The 15853-nt window shown below is 70.2% G+C and carries 10 protein-coding genes and 3 pseudogenes; 3 read left to right on the top strand and 10 right to left on the bottom strand.

Features of this window, described 5'->3' with window-relative positions:
- Positions 1-242: 242 nt before the first annotated feature.
- Together ACIBSV_RS37590 and ACIBSV_RS37585 are read right to left on the bottom strand one after the other, a co-directional pair.
- Positions 243-998: a MerR family transcriptional regulator gene (locus tag ACIBSV_RS37590; protein ID WP_395871229.1), complete on the bottom strand. Its 756-nt coding sequence runs from the start codon at positions 996-998 to the stop codon at positions 243-245.
- Positions 999-1697: 699 nt separating this feature from the next.
- Positions 1698-2569: pseudogene (locus tag ACIBSV_RS37585) on the bottom strand (IS5 family transposase).
- Between the two features lie 76 nt (positions 2570-2645).
- Here ACIBSV_RS37585 and ACIBSV_RS37580 point away from each other — a divergent pair.
- Together ACIBSV_RS37580 and ACIBSV_RS37575 are read left to right on the top strand one after the other, a co-directional pair.
- On the top strand, positions 2646-2858 hold the full coding sequence (locus ACIBSV_RS37580; protein WP_395871228.1) for a hypothetical protein: 213 nt from the start codon (positions 2646-2648) through the stop codon (positions 2856-2858).
- Positions 2855-3361, top strand: coding sequence for a hypothetical protein (locus tag ACIBSV_RS37575; protein ID WP_395871226.1), 507 nt, complete (start codon positions 2855-2857; stop codon positions 3359-3361). Before ACIBSV_RS37580 ends, ACIBSV_RS37575 begins: the two co-directional genes overlap by 4 nt.
- On the opposite strand, the gene ACIBSV_RS37570 is transcribed toward ACIBSV_RS37575, so the two are convergent.
- Complete coding sequence (locus tag ACIBSV_RS37570) at positions 3345-3719, bottom strand: hypothetical protein (RefSeq protein ID WP_395871224.1); 375 nt, start codon at positions 3717-3719, stop codon at positions 3345-3347. The genes ACIBSV_RS37575 and ACIBSV_RS37570 overlap by 17 nt on opposite strands.
- 214 nt (positions 3720-3933) lie before the next feature.
- On the opposite strand from ACIBSV_RS37570, the gene ACIBSV_RS37565 reads away from it, so the two are divergent.
- Positions 3934-5139 carry an IS701 family transposase gene (locus ACIBSV_RS37565; protein WP_395871223.1) on the top strand — a complete coding sequence of 402 codons (1206 nt, stop codon included), beginning with the start codon at positions 3934-3936 and terminating at the stop codon, positions 5137-5139.
- 240 nt (positions 5140-5379) lie between these two features.
- Here the strand turns inward: ACIBSV_RS37565 and ACIBSV_RS37560 are convergent, their stop codons facing one another.
- The 7 genes and pseudogenes from ACIBSV_RS37560 to ACIBSV_RS37530 all read right to left on the bottom strand — a co-directional run bounded on the left by ACIBSV_RS37560 (position 5380) and on the right by ACIBSV_RS37530 (position 15590).
- A complete protein-coding gene (locus ACIBSV_RS37560) occupies positions 5380-6732 on the bottom strand; it encodes an IS4 family transposase (protein ID WP_395871221.1) in 1353 nt (450 codons plus the stop codon).
- Between the two features lie 589 nt (positions 6733-7321).
- Complete coding sequence (locus tag ACIBSV_RS37555; RefSeq protein WP_395871219.1) at positions 7322-8029, bottom strand: replication-relaxation family protein; 708 nt, start codon at positions 8027-8029, stop codon at positions 7322-7324.
- Positions 8030-8087: 58 nt separating this feature from the next.
- A pseudogene (locus ACIBSV_RS37550) lies at positions 8088-8198 on the bottom strand (replication-relaxation family protein); the annotation flags it as partial.
- A gap of 1155 nt (positions 8199-9353) precedes the next feature.
- On the bottom strand, positions 9354-10472 hold the full coding sequence (locus ACIBSV_RS37545; protein ID WP_395871217.1) for a DUF4037 domain-containing protein: 1119 nt from the start codon (positions 10470-10472) through the stop codon (positions 9354-9356).
- A 1101-nt stretch (positions 10473-11573) separates the two neighbouring features.
- Positions 11574-13127, bottom strand: a complete 1554-nt coding sequence (locus ACIBSV_RS37540; RefSeq protein ID WP_395871290.1) for an AAA family ATPase — start codon at positions 13125-13127, stop codon at positions 11574-11576.
- Positions 13128-13157: 30 nt separating this feature from the next.
- Positions 13158-14707: pseudogene (locus ACIBSV_RS37535) on the bottom strand (Mu transposase C-terminal domain-containing protein); the annotation flags it as partial.
- 151 nt (positions 14708-14858) lie between these two features.
- Positions 14859-15590 (bottom strand): ATP-binding protein, encoded by a 732-nt coding sequence (locus tag ACIBSV_RS37530; RefSeq protein ID WP_395871215.1) that lies wholly within the window; start codon positions 15588-15590, stop codon positions 14859-14861.
- Between the last annotated feature and the right edge of the window lie 263 nt (positions 15591-15853).

Raw genomic sequence — 15853 nt, 5'->3', positions numbered from 1 at the left:
GTCGAAGACGATCACGGCACTCCCTGGTCGGGCGTCCCCGTGGCTTTGTTCACGACTTCCGACAGCGATTGTTCAGCGCGTCGGGAGGCGGTCTTTCGTGAGGGAAGTCGTTGTTCCCGGGAATGGGCGGCACCGTGTCGAGGCGCCCCCAGCCGGTCATCGGGATCGAACATCGCCGGACCGCCCGTGACGTCACGCGACCGCCATCGCGGTTCTTCCCCCGATGGCGGTCGCGTCGTGTCTCAGTTCAGTCGGGTGGTGTAGGCCTCGATGGCGTCGCGCTGGTACGCGGCCAGGCCGGAAGCGATGGCCTCGTACGCGGCGCGCCACGTCTCGTTGTCGACGACGGAGCGTCCGATGGCCCGGTAGTCCTCGGCGGTGGCTGCGCGCAGTGCGGTCAGTGCCCGGTACTGGGTGTCGATTTCGGCCAGGACCGGGTCGGCGTCGGCCCGGTGGCCTGCGGTCATGAGTTCGGCCAGCCGGATCATCTGCGCGGTGCGCTCACGGTGCGCGGCGTCGGCGTCGGCCTGGCTCATCGCGTCGGCGCGTCGTGCGACCTCTTCGGCGAGTTCGGGGAAGTCGCGCATGTTCTCCTCGTAATGGGAGGGCGCCACGCCTTCGAAGAGGTTCTCCGGTCGGTTGATGGTCACGGGGTTGCCGTCCTTCCTGGACTGTTCCAGTTCGGCGATCGTGCGGGAGACGGTGGCGGCCAGTGCATCGAGGCGGTCCCGTTCCGCGAGGAGGCGCCGGTGGTGGCCCCGCAGGGCGTTCACCTCGTCGACCTCGTCCGACAGGATCCGGCCGATCTCCGGCAGCCCGACGCCCAGCGCCCGCAACACGAGGATCTGTTGCAGCCGCAGCAGCTGACGCTCCTCGTAGTAGCGGTGCCCGTTGGCCCCGATCCGGGCCGGCGGCAGCAAACCCGTCTCGTCGTAGTGACGCAGTGTCCGGGCGGTCACGCCCGACATCCGGGCCACCTCCGAGATCGGCCAGTCCATCACGACTCCCGCACATGTGTTGTCGCCGGGCCGGTTTCTCCGGCCCTGGTCACGACGGTAGGAGCTGCCGCAACGGCAACTTCAACCCCGAGACCCGAGATCCTCGCAATCGAACGCGCACGGTCCACAACCCAGCCGGAACAGCCTCCGATTGCTGCCGAAAACTCTCTCGTGAACATCCGACCCGGGCCCAGAGCCACGGTGCCTCCCGAACCGCCGTGGAAACGCTGTCGTCTCTCGTGAACAGAGCCAGTCCCCGCACATCCACCCTCCCTCGCCCTTTCGCCCGCGATTTGCGACAACGTCGTCAGATGCCGCCCGAAGGCGTGGGCCCCTGGAACCCAGGTTTCACATATGCGACCTCAACTTGAGGCGCAGCCCTGCCTGCTGCGCGCCCCGCCCTGCCCCGCCGAGGCCTGCGCCGCCGAGGCCTGCGCCGCCGAGGCCTGCGCCGCCGGAGGAAACGGGTGAGGAGACGAGCCGTTGTTCGTCGATGCCTCGGCAGGGCCTCGGGCAGGGCGAGAAAGAAGGACGTCTCCCCGCACCGAAGGATGCGAGTAGAGGTGTCGGCGTGATCGCGGCTGCGCGGACAAGGGGGTTGACCAGCCTGTTCGTCCCCGGGGGCGCGGTCGGCTCGGTGCACCCCTGGGGACACGCCCCGGTTTACCCCTAGGGTCTGTTTCAGAAGTTGATCTTGCTTCATAGCCATTCGCCGATGGCGGCGATGGTGATGGTTGCTTCGAATCGGACGGCGAGTTTGTCGTACCTCGTCGCGACGGCCCGGTTCCTCTTCAGGCGGTTGATGCCGCATTCGACCGCGTGGCGGGCCTTGTAGTCCTCGCGGTCGAACGCGGGCGGCCGGCCGCCTCTGTGGCCGCGTTGGCGGCGGTTTCGGGCCTGGTCGACCTTCTCCGGGATGTGCAGGCGATGCGGCGGCGCCGCAGGAGCGCGCGGTTGGCTCGGGAGCTGTAGGCCTTGTCGCCGCGCACCCGATCGGGTCGGGTGCGCGGCCGGCCGGGCCCGATCCGGGGAACCCGGATCCCGTTCAGGACCGCCTCGAACTGCGGCGAGTCGCCCCGCTGCCCGGCCGTGACCAGCATCGACAGGGGCTTTTGGCCCTGTTCACATGCCAGGTGGATCTTCGTCGTCAGCCCGCCCCGCGAGCGCCCGAGGGCGTGGTCGTCCGGTTCGACGGCGACACCGCCGGGCGGCTCCTTCTGGAGTGCCCCCTTTTGCGGGCGCCGGCGGCGTGTTGGTGGGCGCGGCAGATCGTGGAGTCGACGTTGACGTCCCAGGTGATCAGCCCCCGCGCGTCGGCCTCGGCCTGCAGTTGCTCCAGGATGCGCTTCCACGTGCCGTCACGCTGCCACCTGCGGAACAGGCCGTAGACCGTCTGCCACGCCCCGTACCGCTCCGGAACATCACGCCACGGAACCCCGGCCCGTGTCCGCCACCGGATCCCGTCGATCAGCTGCCGTTTCGTCCATATCGGTGGTCGTCCGGACTTGACGCCGACCGGCAACAGCGGTTCCAGGCGCGCATTGGCCATCGGTCAGATCTCCCCGTCCCACACGATGATCATGGCAGATCAAGATCAACTTCTGAAACAGACCCTAAGGACTTCGCCAAGGACGTGAGGGAGTACGTGTGGAGCGCACTCCAGATCCGGATGTGCTCGCGTCGGCGCTCGGTGAGTTCCGGCCCGGTGGTGTGCTCCCCAGCGCGGAGGATCTGCTGGCGAGGATGACCGAGATGGAGGTCGGCGCGTTCCGCGGCGACCGGAACATCACGGACCGGCTCCTCGGCACGGCGTGGTATGTACACGGGTTGGCCGCGCTCGACCCCGAGGTGCCGAGTTGAGCGATCGATCACCTTCGGCGAAGCAGCCTTCCACCACGCTTGCCGTCGTGCCGGTCGCGGCCTGCTTGGACGTGCGGCCGACCGCCGCCTCCGAAATCACGCGCCTGACCACCGGCGAGGTGGGAAAGCGGCGGTTCGCCTCCCCCGATCCGCGGCGGTGGAACTCCCGGACCGGCCTGGCGGGAGGCATCGCCAACTACAAGGTCTTCGCGGCCAGCGCCGCGTCGCTCACCGCGGCCGGCAGCGTCCTGATGGTCTTGGGCACCAAGAGGCAGGCTCGTGACACCGCGCTCGCCATCGCCGACCACCTCGACGTTCGACCCGAGGCGACCGTGTTGTCCGAGTACCTGGCGCAGACCCTCGGGTCGGAGCACCACGCCACCGCGCGGTGGCAACCAGATACGACACACTCGCCGTCCGCTATGAGGCAACCGTGCCGGTCGCGGCCATCAATGAGTGGCTATGACAACCCGCAGAGAGAGACCCTCAGGCACGATAGGTGAACCGGCCGAGGTAGTGCAGAGCGGTCCCGTGCGGGTTAGTGACCATGTTAGGGGCGAAGACACAGATCGCGGCGTCGGCCGGCTCGGTCGACTCCACTTGCGGCAGCCACTGGTCGGCGTACGAGGCCCCTCGAAGGAGTACCTCGGGGACAACCAGCCCGAGGTGACCGTCGTCCCGGGCGTGGACGGCTTCGACGCACATCGGTTCGAGCTCGGCAATCCCAGCCTCTCCCATAAAGACGGACGGCTCCGCATCCCCGTCCTCCGACCGCCCCGCGTCGACGTAGTCGCGGATGTCTTCGAACGAGGAGAACCGGCCGCGCGAGACGAAAACGTGCACCACGCCGGCTTCAGTCACTTGATCATTCTCACCCAACACTGAACCCGCCCGCAGTTCACTGTGGTCACTTCTGAAACACGCCCTAATACTCCAGCAGCACTTCGGTATATCCGCAGGTCAAGGCCTTGGAATGGTCCTCGATTGTACTCGTTCTCGGCTTGCTCTCGGGGATCGATCGCGTTTCCCGGGCCGTGATCCGTGACGTGGTCTGGTGTCTCGCGTTGGTCCGGTCATGACGGGGATCGAGGTTGTGGAGCCGTGGTCGGCCGAGTTGGAGTCGTTGCTCTCGCGGGTGGGGCACCGTTTCGGCCGGCGGGAGCCGCGGATGCGGATGCGGGACTACGTCCGGGGCCTGTTGGGCCCGGTCGGACGCAAGAACGGATGGCAGCTCGCCGAGTACGCGGGTCACACGACGCCCGACGGGATCCAACGATTGTTGGCGTCGGCGTCGTGGGACCCGGATGAACTGCGTGACGATGTGCGGGAGTTCGTTGCCGAACGGCTCGGCGAGCCCGACGGGGTGCTCATCGTCGACGACACGGGTTTCGTCAAGAAGGGCGTCACGTCCGCCGGCGTCGGACGGCAGTACACCGGCACGTCCGGAAAGATCGACAACTGCCAGATCGGCGTGTTCGTCGCCTACGCTTCCCGGAGGGGCCGGGCGTTGGTCGACCGTGAGCTCTACCTGCCCAAGTCCTGGACGGCCGACCGGGATCGGTGCGAGGCGGCGCGGATCCCCACCGGGCGAACCTTCGCGACCAAGCCCGAGATCGCCCGCGTCATGCTCGCGAGGACCCTTGGGGCCGGGATGCCGGTGGGGTGGGTCGCGGCCGACGAGGCGTTCGGAGCGGACTTCAGGTTCCGGCGCTCGTGCGAGGAACACCGTGTCGGCTACGTCGTGGCGGTGCCGAAGTCGCAGCACGTCCTCTCGGCGACCGCGTTCTGGCGGATCGACGCCCTGTTCGGCCATGCGCCTCCCGAGGCCTGGCGTCGCCTGTCGTGCGGCGACGGCGCGAAGGGCCCGCGAATGTACGACTGGGCGTGCGCGAGACAGCCTGCGGTCCCGGACTTCGACGACGAGGAACTCGGCCGTGGGCGTTGGGTGTTGGCCCGCCGAAGCCTCAGCGATCCCACCGAGATCGCGTACTACATGGCAACCGGCCCCGACGACACCCCGCTCGCCGAACTCGTCCGCGTCGCGGGCGCACGGTGGGCGATCGAGGAGTCGTTCCAAGCGGCGAAGAACGAGTGCGGCCTGGACGAGTACGAGGTTCGCCGCTACCCGGGCTGGTACCGGCACATCACATTGTCGATGCTCGCCCACGCGTTCCTCGCCGCCCTCGCGGCCGACGCGGCGGAAAAGGGGGAAACGACCCCACCCAACCCGATGTTGTCCCGTTCACCGTGGCGGAGATCCGGCGACTCCTGGCAACTCTGAACCCACCTCCGACACACCGCCTCCCCCGGCACATCCTCCACTGGTCACTCTGGCGCAGACGCCGCCAGGCCGTCGCCCGCCGCTGCCACTACCAACGCAGAATCCGCCGATACCCAGCGCCCACCGAGACATCCCGGATAGACTAGGAGCGGCTCTATATGGCACCTGACCTGTGGATATACCGAAGTGCTGCTGGAGTACTAACACCAACGCCGTTCAGTTAGGGCGGGGTGGGTGGTGTCAAGGGTCGGTCATGAGCACGTTGATGCCGATGGTGGCCTTGTAGGTGGTCCGATCGATGGTGGGTCCGCGTGCGTTGTATTTGGAGATCGCTCGTTTGACGATGCGGTCTTTGGTGCGGACCCGCCGCTCGGGCAGGAGTTGGGCCAGGACTTGCCGGCCGATGGCGCCGACCAGGTCGACGACGGTGTCGGCGATGATGCCTGCGGCCAGGACGAGTTGGTCGCGGGCGGCGGAGAGCGCGACGGTGAAACCGGCCCGGTCGGGGTCGGTGCCCGGAACGCTGTCGGTGGCATCCGTCATCGCGGTCCGCAGCACCTGGTAGGCGACCAGCAGTGCCCAGACCTCCTGCTCGACCCCGGCCGGGGTGCGGGCGCGCAGGACCCGCCCGCCCAGGATCGTGGACTTGAGTTCCGCGTAGGCCGTCTCGATCTCCCAGCGTTCGTGGTAGAGCCGGACGAGTTCGGCGGCGGGGTGCGCCGACGGATCGGTGAGGGTGGTCAGCAGCCGGTAGTGGCCGGTGCGGGTCTCCCGGGACGTGACGACGCCGATCTCGGCGTCGACGACCCGTACGGTCAGCGCGCCGATCCGGGTGAGGAACGAACCGTCGCCGCAGCGGGCCACCACCGGCAGTCTGCGACCGGACTTGCACCGCACCAGCAGGTGCGCGCCGGTGGCGGCAAAACGGTTCAACAGGTGGGCCGCGGCGAAGTTCCGGTCGCCCAGCAGCAACATCCCGGCACGCAGATCACCCGCAAGGCGGCCGGCGTACTCCAGCTCGCCGGTGGTGGCCGGACCGAACACCGCACCGATCACGGCACGGGTGCCGCAGGCCACCAGTGCCGTCAGCCGGATCTGCGGATAGCCCCCGGCCCCGCTGTTGCACCGCTGCTTGGCGAAGACGGCGAGGTTCGCCGGAGTGTCCGGCACCGGCAGCAGCGTGCCGTCGACCGCAACCAGCAGCAGCCCGCGCCACCGCGCCTGGGCGGCTGTCGTGGCCACCGGCCCGCGCAGCAGGTCGAACAACGCCTTCAACGGCGCCGCCCCCAAGCGCTGTCGGGCCTGGCGCAACGCGCTGCCGCTCGGTCGGGCGGGCGTGGGACCGGCCAGGCCGGCGCACAACCGCTCGAAGACCTGCCGGTAGCCCAGATCGGCGAACAACGCCCCGGCCAACAGCAGATACATGGTGACCCGCGCCGGCACCAGCCGGACCCGTCGCTCGACCGTCCTGGTCGCCACGAGCACGTCGTCGACCATCTCGAAGGGCACGATCCGGGTCAACTCGCCGATGTGGCCGGGTGCGAAAACCCCGGCCGCCACCTTGACCGTCCGCCTTGTGGCAGTCTGTTCCAACAGCGGAGCTCCCGTGGTGAGGATGTCTTGGAGTGACAGACCTCTTCTACGGCAGCTCCGCTGCTCTGTTTGCCGGCCTTGACAAACCCGCGCCCGCACCTAACTGAACGGCGTTGGTACTAACACGGGTGCGGGCGTGGGTGCGGCCTTCGGGCGGGGTTCGTGCCGCGGTTCCGGTCGACGTCGTTCGGGCATGGCGGACTCCTCAATGCCGGGGCGCCCCCACTGGGCACCCGGTGCGTCGGAGAGTGCACCCACCCCCTTGGCCGCCGTCTGTACGACGCTGTGACCAGCACGAACGCGCGTGCGGTCGAAACACCGACAGACATCGGACACGGGGTCCGATACATCCGTTTTTTGCCTTGGCCAGGGCGGTTCAAGACGGTTGCCCCCTTGACCACCCCGTGTTGTCCTGATTCGCCGGAACCACCGCCACCGCCACCGCACACCGGACGGCCCGGCGTGGTGGCAAGGCGCGTGAGTGCGCACCAAGAACGGTGCGGTGCGGTGCGCTGCGGACCGCGCGGTGCACTGCGGTGCGCGGTGCCGGTGCGGTGCGGTGCCGTGCGGTGCCGGTGCGGTGCGGGTACTACCAGGGGTCGGATTCGTCGGCGTCGAACCAGGCGTCGGCCGCCGACGGTGCATCGGACCGAGCCCGGCCGGGCGCACGGGTCGTCCCGGTCTCGAAGGGCGAAGGTGTGCCCGGTGTGAGCTGTGCCAGGCGCAGGCGGGGAGGTCGTGCGTTCAGTGGGAGCCACAGGGTTTCGGCCGGGGAGGTTCCCGGTGTCCACACGCCGGTGGCGATCGGCACAGCGGTGGAGGTGCGTTCGAGTGCGGCGCGGGCCTCGGTCGCACGGCGGGTGGTGGTGAAGACGAACAGCACGAGGGGGCGTTCGTGGCCGAACAGCTCGTCGACCTCCCAACCGTTCGCGGCGCGGGGATCGAGGGACAACAGGGCGGCGTAGCGGTCGATCTTGTCGACGAGGCGGGCCAGGCGTTCCGTGCCGGTGTCGTACTCAAGGGCGACGGTGGATCGGGCGTCGCCCTCCCGCCAGGTCAGGACGGCATCGGGGCGTGCCTGGTGCGAATGGATGCCGGGATCGGGCATCTCCCGTTCGCTGAGCCAGCGTTCGACCTCGGTGTCGGGGTGGGTGCGGGCGTGGGCTTCCAGGGCGGTGTGGAAACCGTTGACGCCCAAGAGGTGGCGGAGGCGGCTGGGGGATTTGAGGCCGAGTTCGCGGTCGCGGCGGGCCCGGCGGATCGCCGGCTTCGTCTCCTCTTCCGCGTCGATGGCCACCGCCGTCGGCGCCTGCGGGGGCCAGGACGAAGTGCGAGGGATACGAGCCGCGGTCCGCCCTGGGGCGGAACCGGTGCACGGCCTGCATGGCTTCGAGTTGCTGCATCCGGTGGCGGGCGGTGACCGGGCTGTCGAACGCCAACTCGGCGATCTGAGGGGTGGTCAACATGCGATGGGTGGCCAACGTGCTCAGGATCAGACGATCCCGATCGGTCAGCGTGACGTTGAGCTTTTGGATACGGGACAACGCGACTTCGTCGGCGGACATCGTGAACCTTCCTCTTCCGGAACGGGGAACAAGGCGGCGCGGCCGGGTGCGGCGGCCGGCCGGCGCAGGAGGGCGGAGCAGCGCACGGCGAGCCCTGGCACGGCGAGCGGGGGCGGGTCGAGAAGTCCCGAGGCGGGCGGGACCGGTAATGGGAGGAACAGACCGGGCCGGGCCGGGAAAGCCAGCAGAGCAGGTCGTGAGAGGTGACGATCGACCGTGGCGACGGGGCGTGGACATCAATCCGCGCGGCCGCCGCAGGATTGGAGAGAGAACACTTCTCTACAAAGAGTCCGGGACATCACCGGCCTGCACACAGGCGCCCTGGCCTGCGCAGACGTGGAGAGAACCCCGGACGATGAGAGCGTCCGCCCGAGTTGCCGACCGGATTGCCGCCCGAGTTGCCGGGGCGTGTCCGAGAACGAATCCGGTACCAGTTGGCCGCGACGCCCGGACGTGGGCGAGCCATCGCCGGAGGCGGGAATCCGGGGGCGCGGCGCAGACTCGGGCAAGACCCGACGGCGGCCCCACAGGGAACCAGGAGCGACCCGCATGCGGCGAACATCGGCGGATCGCACCCGCGATCGGCAACACACCCCGAACGCGGACGACTTCCAGTAGGCACCACCTGCCCCCGCCGGCGCAAGACCTTCATCGGGCGGTGTGCGGTGTCCTCCCCGCGCTCGCCGCGCCGCCGGATGCTCGCGCGGGGTTGGTGTCCGGCCATGCCGCGCGGCCTCGCCGCCGAGGATGCATCGAGAGTGCACGCACCTGGCGCGAAGGTGGCACGGAAGTGGCACGGCCAACTGGTAGGGCGCGACCGACGACGGCCCGGCACAGCAGCGGTGAACGGCACCACGCGGGCAGGTGCGTCGAAGGTGCGCGGGAGGTGCGCGGGAGGTTGCATGGCCGGGTGGTAGTGGGCGCGTCCGGCTTCTCGCCGTGGCGGTGCGGGTCCGGCGCGCGACTTGTGACCGGCGGTGTCGGCGTACGGCCTCGGATTCCCCAGCTGCCTACAGACCAACGTTCCCGATTCTCGGGCCGCTTCGTCTTCTCCCTTTAGCCGCTTGAGACGGAGTTCCCGGGCGGCGGGATCGTTGCGCACGTGGCGGCGCGCGTCAGTTCCGGACGGCTGAGCACGTCGGTGCTGTCGACGAACTGGTCGACGGTGCCGATCGTGGGCAGGGAACCGATCCCCGGGTCGGTGATGCGGGTCCGCAGCGCCGCGGTGAAACGCTCGGCGTGCAGAACCCGAAACGGCCTGCTGTGGTAGGGCCGTGGGGCGGGGTCGACAGGGTCGGTGAGGCCGAGCTCGTTGTGTACGGCCGCGACGGTCTCGTAGGCGCGGGCCAAGTGGTGCTCACGGGTGTGCCAGTCGGTGGCGGCGAGGACCGCGGTGAGGACCGGGGTGAGGGCGGGTGCCCGGGGAGTGCGGGCGAAGGCGCTGCCGAGCCACTTGCCGTAGGGCGGGTAGCGGCGCTCCATGAGCAGGCAGAGCCGCATCAGATCGCGCACCAGCCGGGCCGCGACGACGGCTGAGCCGAGTTCGTCGCCGACTTCGCCGCAGCGGCCGACAAAGGCCTCCTCCTGGGAGATGCGCTGCCACTGGCAGGCGAGCAGGTGGAGCCAGAGGTCGTGGGGGTACCAGGCGAGGTTGGCGCGTGCCGGTGCCAGTTGACCGAGTCCGTCGTGGAAGACGGCGCCGGCGGTGACCTCGGCGAGGAGCTGGGTGGGGGTGGCGAGCCAGTCCGCCGGGGTGACGTCCGTACGCGGGTCGAAGCCCAGTTGTGCGGTGAACCAGGCGCCCGGGTCGGTGACTTCGACGCGGTGGTGGACCGGTCCGTCGGTTGCCTGCATGACGCGGATGCCCGCGTCGCCGGTGGCGGCGAAGTGCGTCGGGTAGCCGAGGAAGGTCTTCGGCAGGCGTTCGGAAAGCAGTGCCGTGATCCTCGCGCCGTGGCGGGCGACGTCCCGCGGGTGCAGGTGGATCTGCAGGCGGGGTCCCCACTCGTGGTCGGCGGAGCGGTCGGTGTCGAACCCGAGGACTTCCGAACCGCTGCCGAGGCGGGCGGCGGAGTGCGCGATCCCGGGGGCGGCCTCGTCCAGGAGGGGCCGTACGGCTTCGAGGTAGAAGCGGAGGGAGAGTTCCAGTCCGGGAACGAAGGACGGCGTGGTCATGCCAGGGAGGGTGCCTGATCGGCGTGCGGACGGTCGAAGGCTTTTCCACGTCCGGCAGAGCCGCCGTCGACTGCGCGTACGTCCGGTCCGAACCGCCCACTGCAGCTGCAGCCGCGGCCGGGCGACATCCGTCAGCACACCAGAACCTGTCCGCGCTCATCCGTACGCGGCTGAAAACGTTCCCGTGTACGCCGACAGGCGGTGTCGTTGGGTCCGTGGTGACCACCGATTCGCCCCGCTCGCGCCTGACCGTCGTCGTTGCGGTCTGCCACCTGTGCGAGGACCAGGCCCCGGCGACGACGAACCGGCCGTGACCCTGCGACCCGTGCACGGTTCACCCCGGCCGGTACGACTGTGCGCGCGTTGCCGGAACATCCGGCCCGGCCGCGCGAGCGGCGAACTCGTCGCCCACGACTGGACCCGGGCCTTCCTCGAACGCGAGATCACCACCTCGGGCAGGGACCACAGAGCCGGCCGATGGCTGCCCCACCGCGACGAACTCCACTGCGCACAACACCTGCACGCGACCACCCGGACGCAAAGCGCCGTCGAACACGCCCTGCGCGACGCCGGACCCCACGTGAGCGCCGGCCGCCTGCTCCACGTCGTCCAACCCCCTGCCCCGACTCCCCGCATACGTCCACGACGGCGACCCCGCCCTGCGCACCCTGCGCCGATTCCTGGACATGCTCACGGCAGGCCCGGCATAGCCCGGGCGAGACCAGGCGGCCGATCGATCGACCCACTCGTCCAGGGGCGACACACCGTCCGGCGCCGGAACTCGGGCGGGAACACGGCGGGCGCAGCGGCGGAACCCCGGGAAAGGACGACCCAACGCCGTGCCCCTTACGCGCCACCTGTCCTGACCCGGCGCCGGCGAACGTCCCAACGTGATCGAGGCGGTGTGGGATGCGGACGTACGTTGCGGCGTTCGGGTCATCGCCGGCCCGTCCGGTGCTCGCGAGGACCGCACGGTGGTGGCTCGCGTGCTCGATGGGGGCTTCGAGTTCCGGAGCCGGCCGTGGCAATCGGGGTGTTGCGGGGCCGGCAACGCCCTTTGGCGACCTTCCGACGGGGAAGCTCGGGGCCGGGTTGTGAGGCCTACTGCGACGTGGATGTGGAGGGCGTTGCGGTGCGGGATCGGTTGTGTCGTGGGCGGGCGGTGGGGGTGGGGACGAGGCGGAATCTGCCGGTGGTTCGGATCAGGTACGCCACGGAGTCCTCGTGTCGGCCTGTGGGGTGGGGGCCGACGTGGCCCGGTGGGGGTGTCCACGGCATGATCTCCTTGCCGGAGGATCCCGCCGGCGGACCGGTGCGAGTGGACAAGTCGTAGTCACCGTGGTCGTGGTGGCGCGCGCGGGCCCGGCTGGGGAAGCCGTACCACCAGGTGCGATCGGTTCCCGGTGTCGGCTGACCACGCCCACAGGAGGAGCGGCGGCGCGGCGATCGCCGCGGTCGCGGCGAGGGCCCACAGCGGGGGCAGGCCGAACACCATGACGGCGAGCCAGGGCGCGGCGAGGGCAAGGGGGCGACCATGGCGAACCCGCCGCCCTCGTCGACGTATTGGTCCACGGTCATGGGGCTTTCGGTGTGCCTGCGGTATCCGGGCCGTGGGCACCACACCGCGGGGAGCACGGGGTGGCGCTTCGGACGGCGGTAGAGGTGGTGGGCAAGGTGCGCCAGGCCCTGGTTGCGCAGTTGTCTGCGCAGACTGCGGCGTTCCTGCCGCATCGAGATGCCGGGATGGCGCAACACCTTGACCGTGTCCTCGGTTCGGCCCGCGCGGTGCAGGGCCTCGACCACGTCGACCGGGGTACGCAGCGACCCCATGCTGTGCCAGGCCGACGACATGTACATGACGACGAGAGCATGGAAAGTCGAAGCCTTCGAGCCGGTGGAGCCGAGACGGCTGAAGGCCCAGCGGAGCACCTCCCGGTCGACGCGGGTACGGCCGGTGGGTTCGAGGGCTGTGTGGGCGTGGGCGGTCAGGCGGGCCCAGTTGCGGAAGTTGCCGTGGGCGGCGTGCTGGTCGGCGTAGGCGATGTCGTTCCGGTCGGCGTCGGCCCAGATGGGGTGGTAGAGCGGGATGACGTCCAGGACCTCCTCGGGGGTGAGACGGCTGATGCGCTGCCAGATGAAGATCCGGGAGGACAGCATCGGCTCCTTGCGCAGGGTCCGGTGGCAGCCTTCTCTTCCCACGAAGACGATCGCGACCCGGGTGTACGGGTCATCCCAGATGTAGCGGACGTATTCCAGTTGGTCGCTGGAGAGCCACTGTGCCTCGTCGAGGACGAGGGTGCGGGGGCGGGCGGCGAGTTCGGTCTTGAGGAGGTGGTCGAACTCGCCGGCGTAGCGCGGGGGCCGGCCCGGCAGCCCGAGGCTGGTGAACAGCTCGTGGCGCACCGCGCGGGTGGTGGGACGGGCGTGGAAGGTGATGCGGTGGATGTCCTGGTCGGGTTCGAGTTCGCGCAGACAGCTGGTGACCGCCACGGTCTTGCCGAAGCCGGCGCCGCCGTGGATGCACGTCATCGCGCGGGCGGCGATCGTGTCGGCCAGGTTCTCCCGCACGGTGAGCAACGCGCGGGTGGCCACCAGACGTGCGTCGGGGAGAGCGACGTACTGGTCGGTGGGGGCGGGTGGCAGGCGAGGGGTCATGGGGTGTCCTCTCGGGCGGGGGTGGGTGCCGGGTCGCGGGTGCGGGCTTTGAGCGTGTCAGGGGTGGCCCAGTCGGCCGGTGGCGGTGCGGGCGGGATCAGGTCGGGCAGCGCCAGCTCGGCGAGGTCGCCGTCGTGGTGGCGGGCCAGTTCCCGGGCGGCCTCGCCGGCGGTGACGGCGTCCAGGCGGCGGGGGTTGGTGGGGGTCGTGGCGGGGGCGAAGCGGTCCCGGCGCAGTTGCTCGGCGGCTTTGGCCTCGGCGCGCAGGCGACGGGCGCGGGCCGCGCGGGCGCGGCGCAGTGCGGTGCGTTGTTCGTCGGTGGCCTGGTCGGCGAGGTGTGCGGTGCCCAGGCGGCGGCCGTGGAGGGTGCAGACCTCGATCTCGTGGGTGTGGTGGGGCGTGAACCGCACCCTGACCTCGCGGCCGGCCTGCCCGGTCATCCAGTCGGCGATGTAGTCGCGGTTGCGGAAGCACACACCGTGGCTGGTGATCGTTCGAGTGCGGCCGTCGTCTTCGAGGGTGAAGGACCATACGTCCGCCGCGGGGATGTCGTTGAGCGGGGTCGGGTCGGCCTGCCATGCCTGTAGTGGGGTGGCGCCGTTCAGGGCGGCGGGGCGGTGCTCGGTGTTCCACCACGTCGCCCAGGCCGGGAGTTCGGCGGTGAAGTCGCGGAAGGACTGCGCGGGGCCTGTGGGTGTGCGGTCGGGTCGTCGGCGGGGTTGTTTGGGGGTGTGGCCGGGCAGTGCGGCGAACAGCATCGTCTCCACGCAGTGGGTGAGGTTCTCGATGCCGCCCTTCAGGTGGGGGCTGTAGGGCGGCAGGACGGTGATGTCGGCGTCCAGGGCGGTGAGCGCGGTGGTCACGGTGCGGGAGAGGAAGTCCCTGCCGCGGTCGAACCGCACGTGCTCGGGCAGCCCGCCGAACGGGCCGTAGGGGTCGGTGCGCACGATCGCGGAGCGCAACGCGGCCAGGACCGAGGCCCGCGTCGGGTAGCCGGGGGTGACGGTGACGCCGGTGATCGCCTTGGTCGCGCAATCGATGAACCACGTGACATACGGGTGGACGAGGTCGCCGTCGGCGTCCACACGCAGCGGGGCCTGGACGTGGTCGGCTTCCCAGGTGTGGTTGCGCCAGGTCCGGGGACGCTTGGCGAACACGTCCAACGCGCGGGCGGCTTCGGGACCCTTGCGGTAGCCGACCCGCTCCCCCGCCGTCAGATCCCGGCGCAGTGCGCGCAGGAACGTCGACAACGACGGCACCGGATCCAGCAACGGCGCGGCGGCCTGCGGCGCGCCGCCCGGGAGCAGCGCGCCGCCCGGCCTGGCGCCCGTACGGGCGCGGGTGACGAGCTCACGGTGGACCGCAGAGGCGTTGCCGCGCCAGTACGCCAGCAACACCCGGATGTCCGGGGTGATCTCGAACCGGTCGTCGCCGCGGGCACCCGGGTGCGCGGGCGTGGTGGTGGCATCGGCCAGCCATCGCCACACCGTGCGCTCCGACACTCCCAGACATTGCGCCGTCGTACGGACGTGACCGGTGGTGAGTTCACGCCGGGAACGCAAGCCCAGGAGGCTTCTCACGGCCGGCGCCCGCAATGCCGTCCGCGAAATGGCGTCGAGTTCCGGTGAGGCGACAGGGACGAGACGGGTCTCGTCGGCCTGCCGGTGCGTGTCGTCCGGGCCCACGGTTCGTCCTTCGATCGCGGTTGGCCGTACGGGGGGCGGTATGTCGTCACAAGGGCAGGCCCGGGCGGGAGCAGGCCCAGGCCAGGAGGGCGCGGTCCACGTTCTTGCCCGAGTCGCGGTGACGAACGGGATACAGGTGGGACGTGATCTTCGCCCAGGCACGGAAGTTCCCCCGCGCGCACGTCTGGTCCGCATGGGCCACATCCTCGTCGGCCACGGCATCCCACAGCGGGTGGAACAGGCGCAGCACGCCCGGGACTTGAGACGCGTCCAGACGCGGCACCTGTTGCCGGGTCAAGACGCGGGAAGCCAGCGCGGGAGCCCGGGCGAGGGTGCGCTCGGCGCCGGCTCCACACAACACCAACGACGTCCGGGTGGTGGATGCGTCGACCAGCAGGCGCAGATAGTCCAGCTCGGGAGCGGCGATACGCTGGACGTCGTCGACGACCAGGACGCCCGGCTCCTTCAGCGCCTCGATGAGCACGCGGTCGGCCGCGTCGGTGCGGTTCGTCAAGTGGGCGGCCGGCAAGCCGAACGCCGTGAGCAACGCGGCGCGCAACTGGGGCAGCGCGGGTTTGACCGCCACCTGCGCGCGATGAACCGGGACCCGCCTGGGCAGCAGACGCAACGCTTGGTGAACGACGACCATCTTGCCGTGGCCGGGGTCGCCGTAGACGCAGGCGATCCCGCGGGCGGCGACGGTATGGGTGAGTGCTTCGGCGACCTGGCCGAGTTGGCGTGTCGACACCAGGTGCGCGCCGGGCGCGTACAGCCGCACACCATCATCGATGGGTGCCGGCCCCGCGTTCGGATCGGTCCCCCGAACGGCTTCCACAGCCGGAATCGGCGGCGTGGCCCGGCCCCGTTCGTCCACCGTTCCCGGCAGGGCCAGGTCAACGCGCGGTCGTAGCCGTCCGCGGCCGACCCGTGGATCGGACGCGCGATCCGAAGCACACGTCCCGAGCGGAGATCACGACGTACCGCGTGATGAAGCGTCGTCAACGACACGACCCGGGGCGGCTGCGAGGGGGTTTCGCCTTC

It is taken from the genome of Embleya sp. NPDC050154, assembly GCF_044460165.1.
Classification (GTDB): domain Bacteria; phylum Actinomycetota; class Actinomycetes; order Streptomycetales; family Streptomycetaceae; genus Embleya.
The sequence above is the reverse complement of the archived record's forward strand: the minus strand, read 5'-3'. Positions and strand labels throughout refer to the sequence as shown.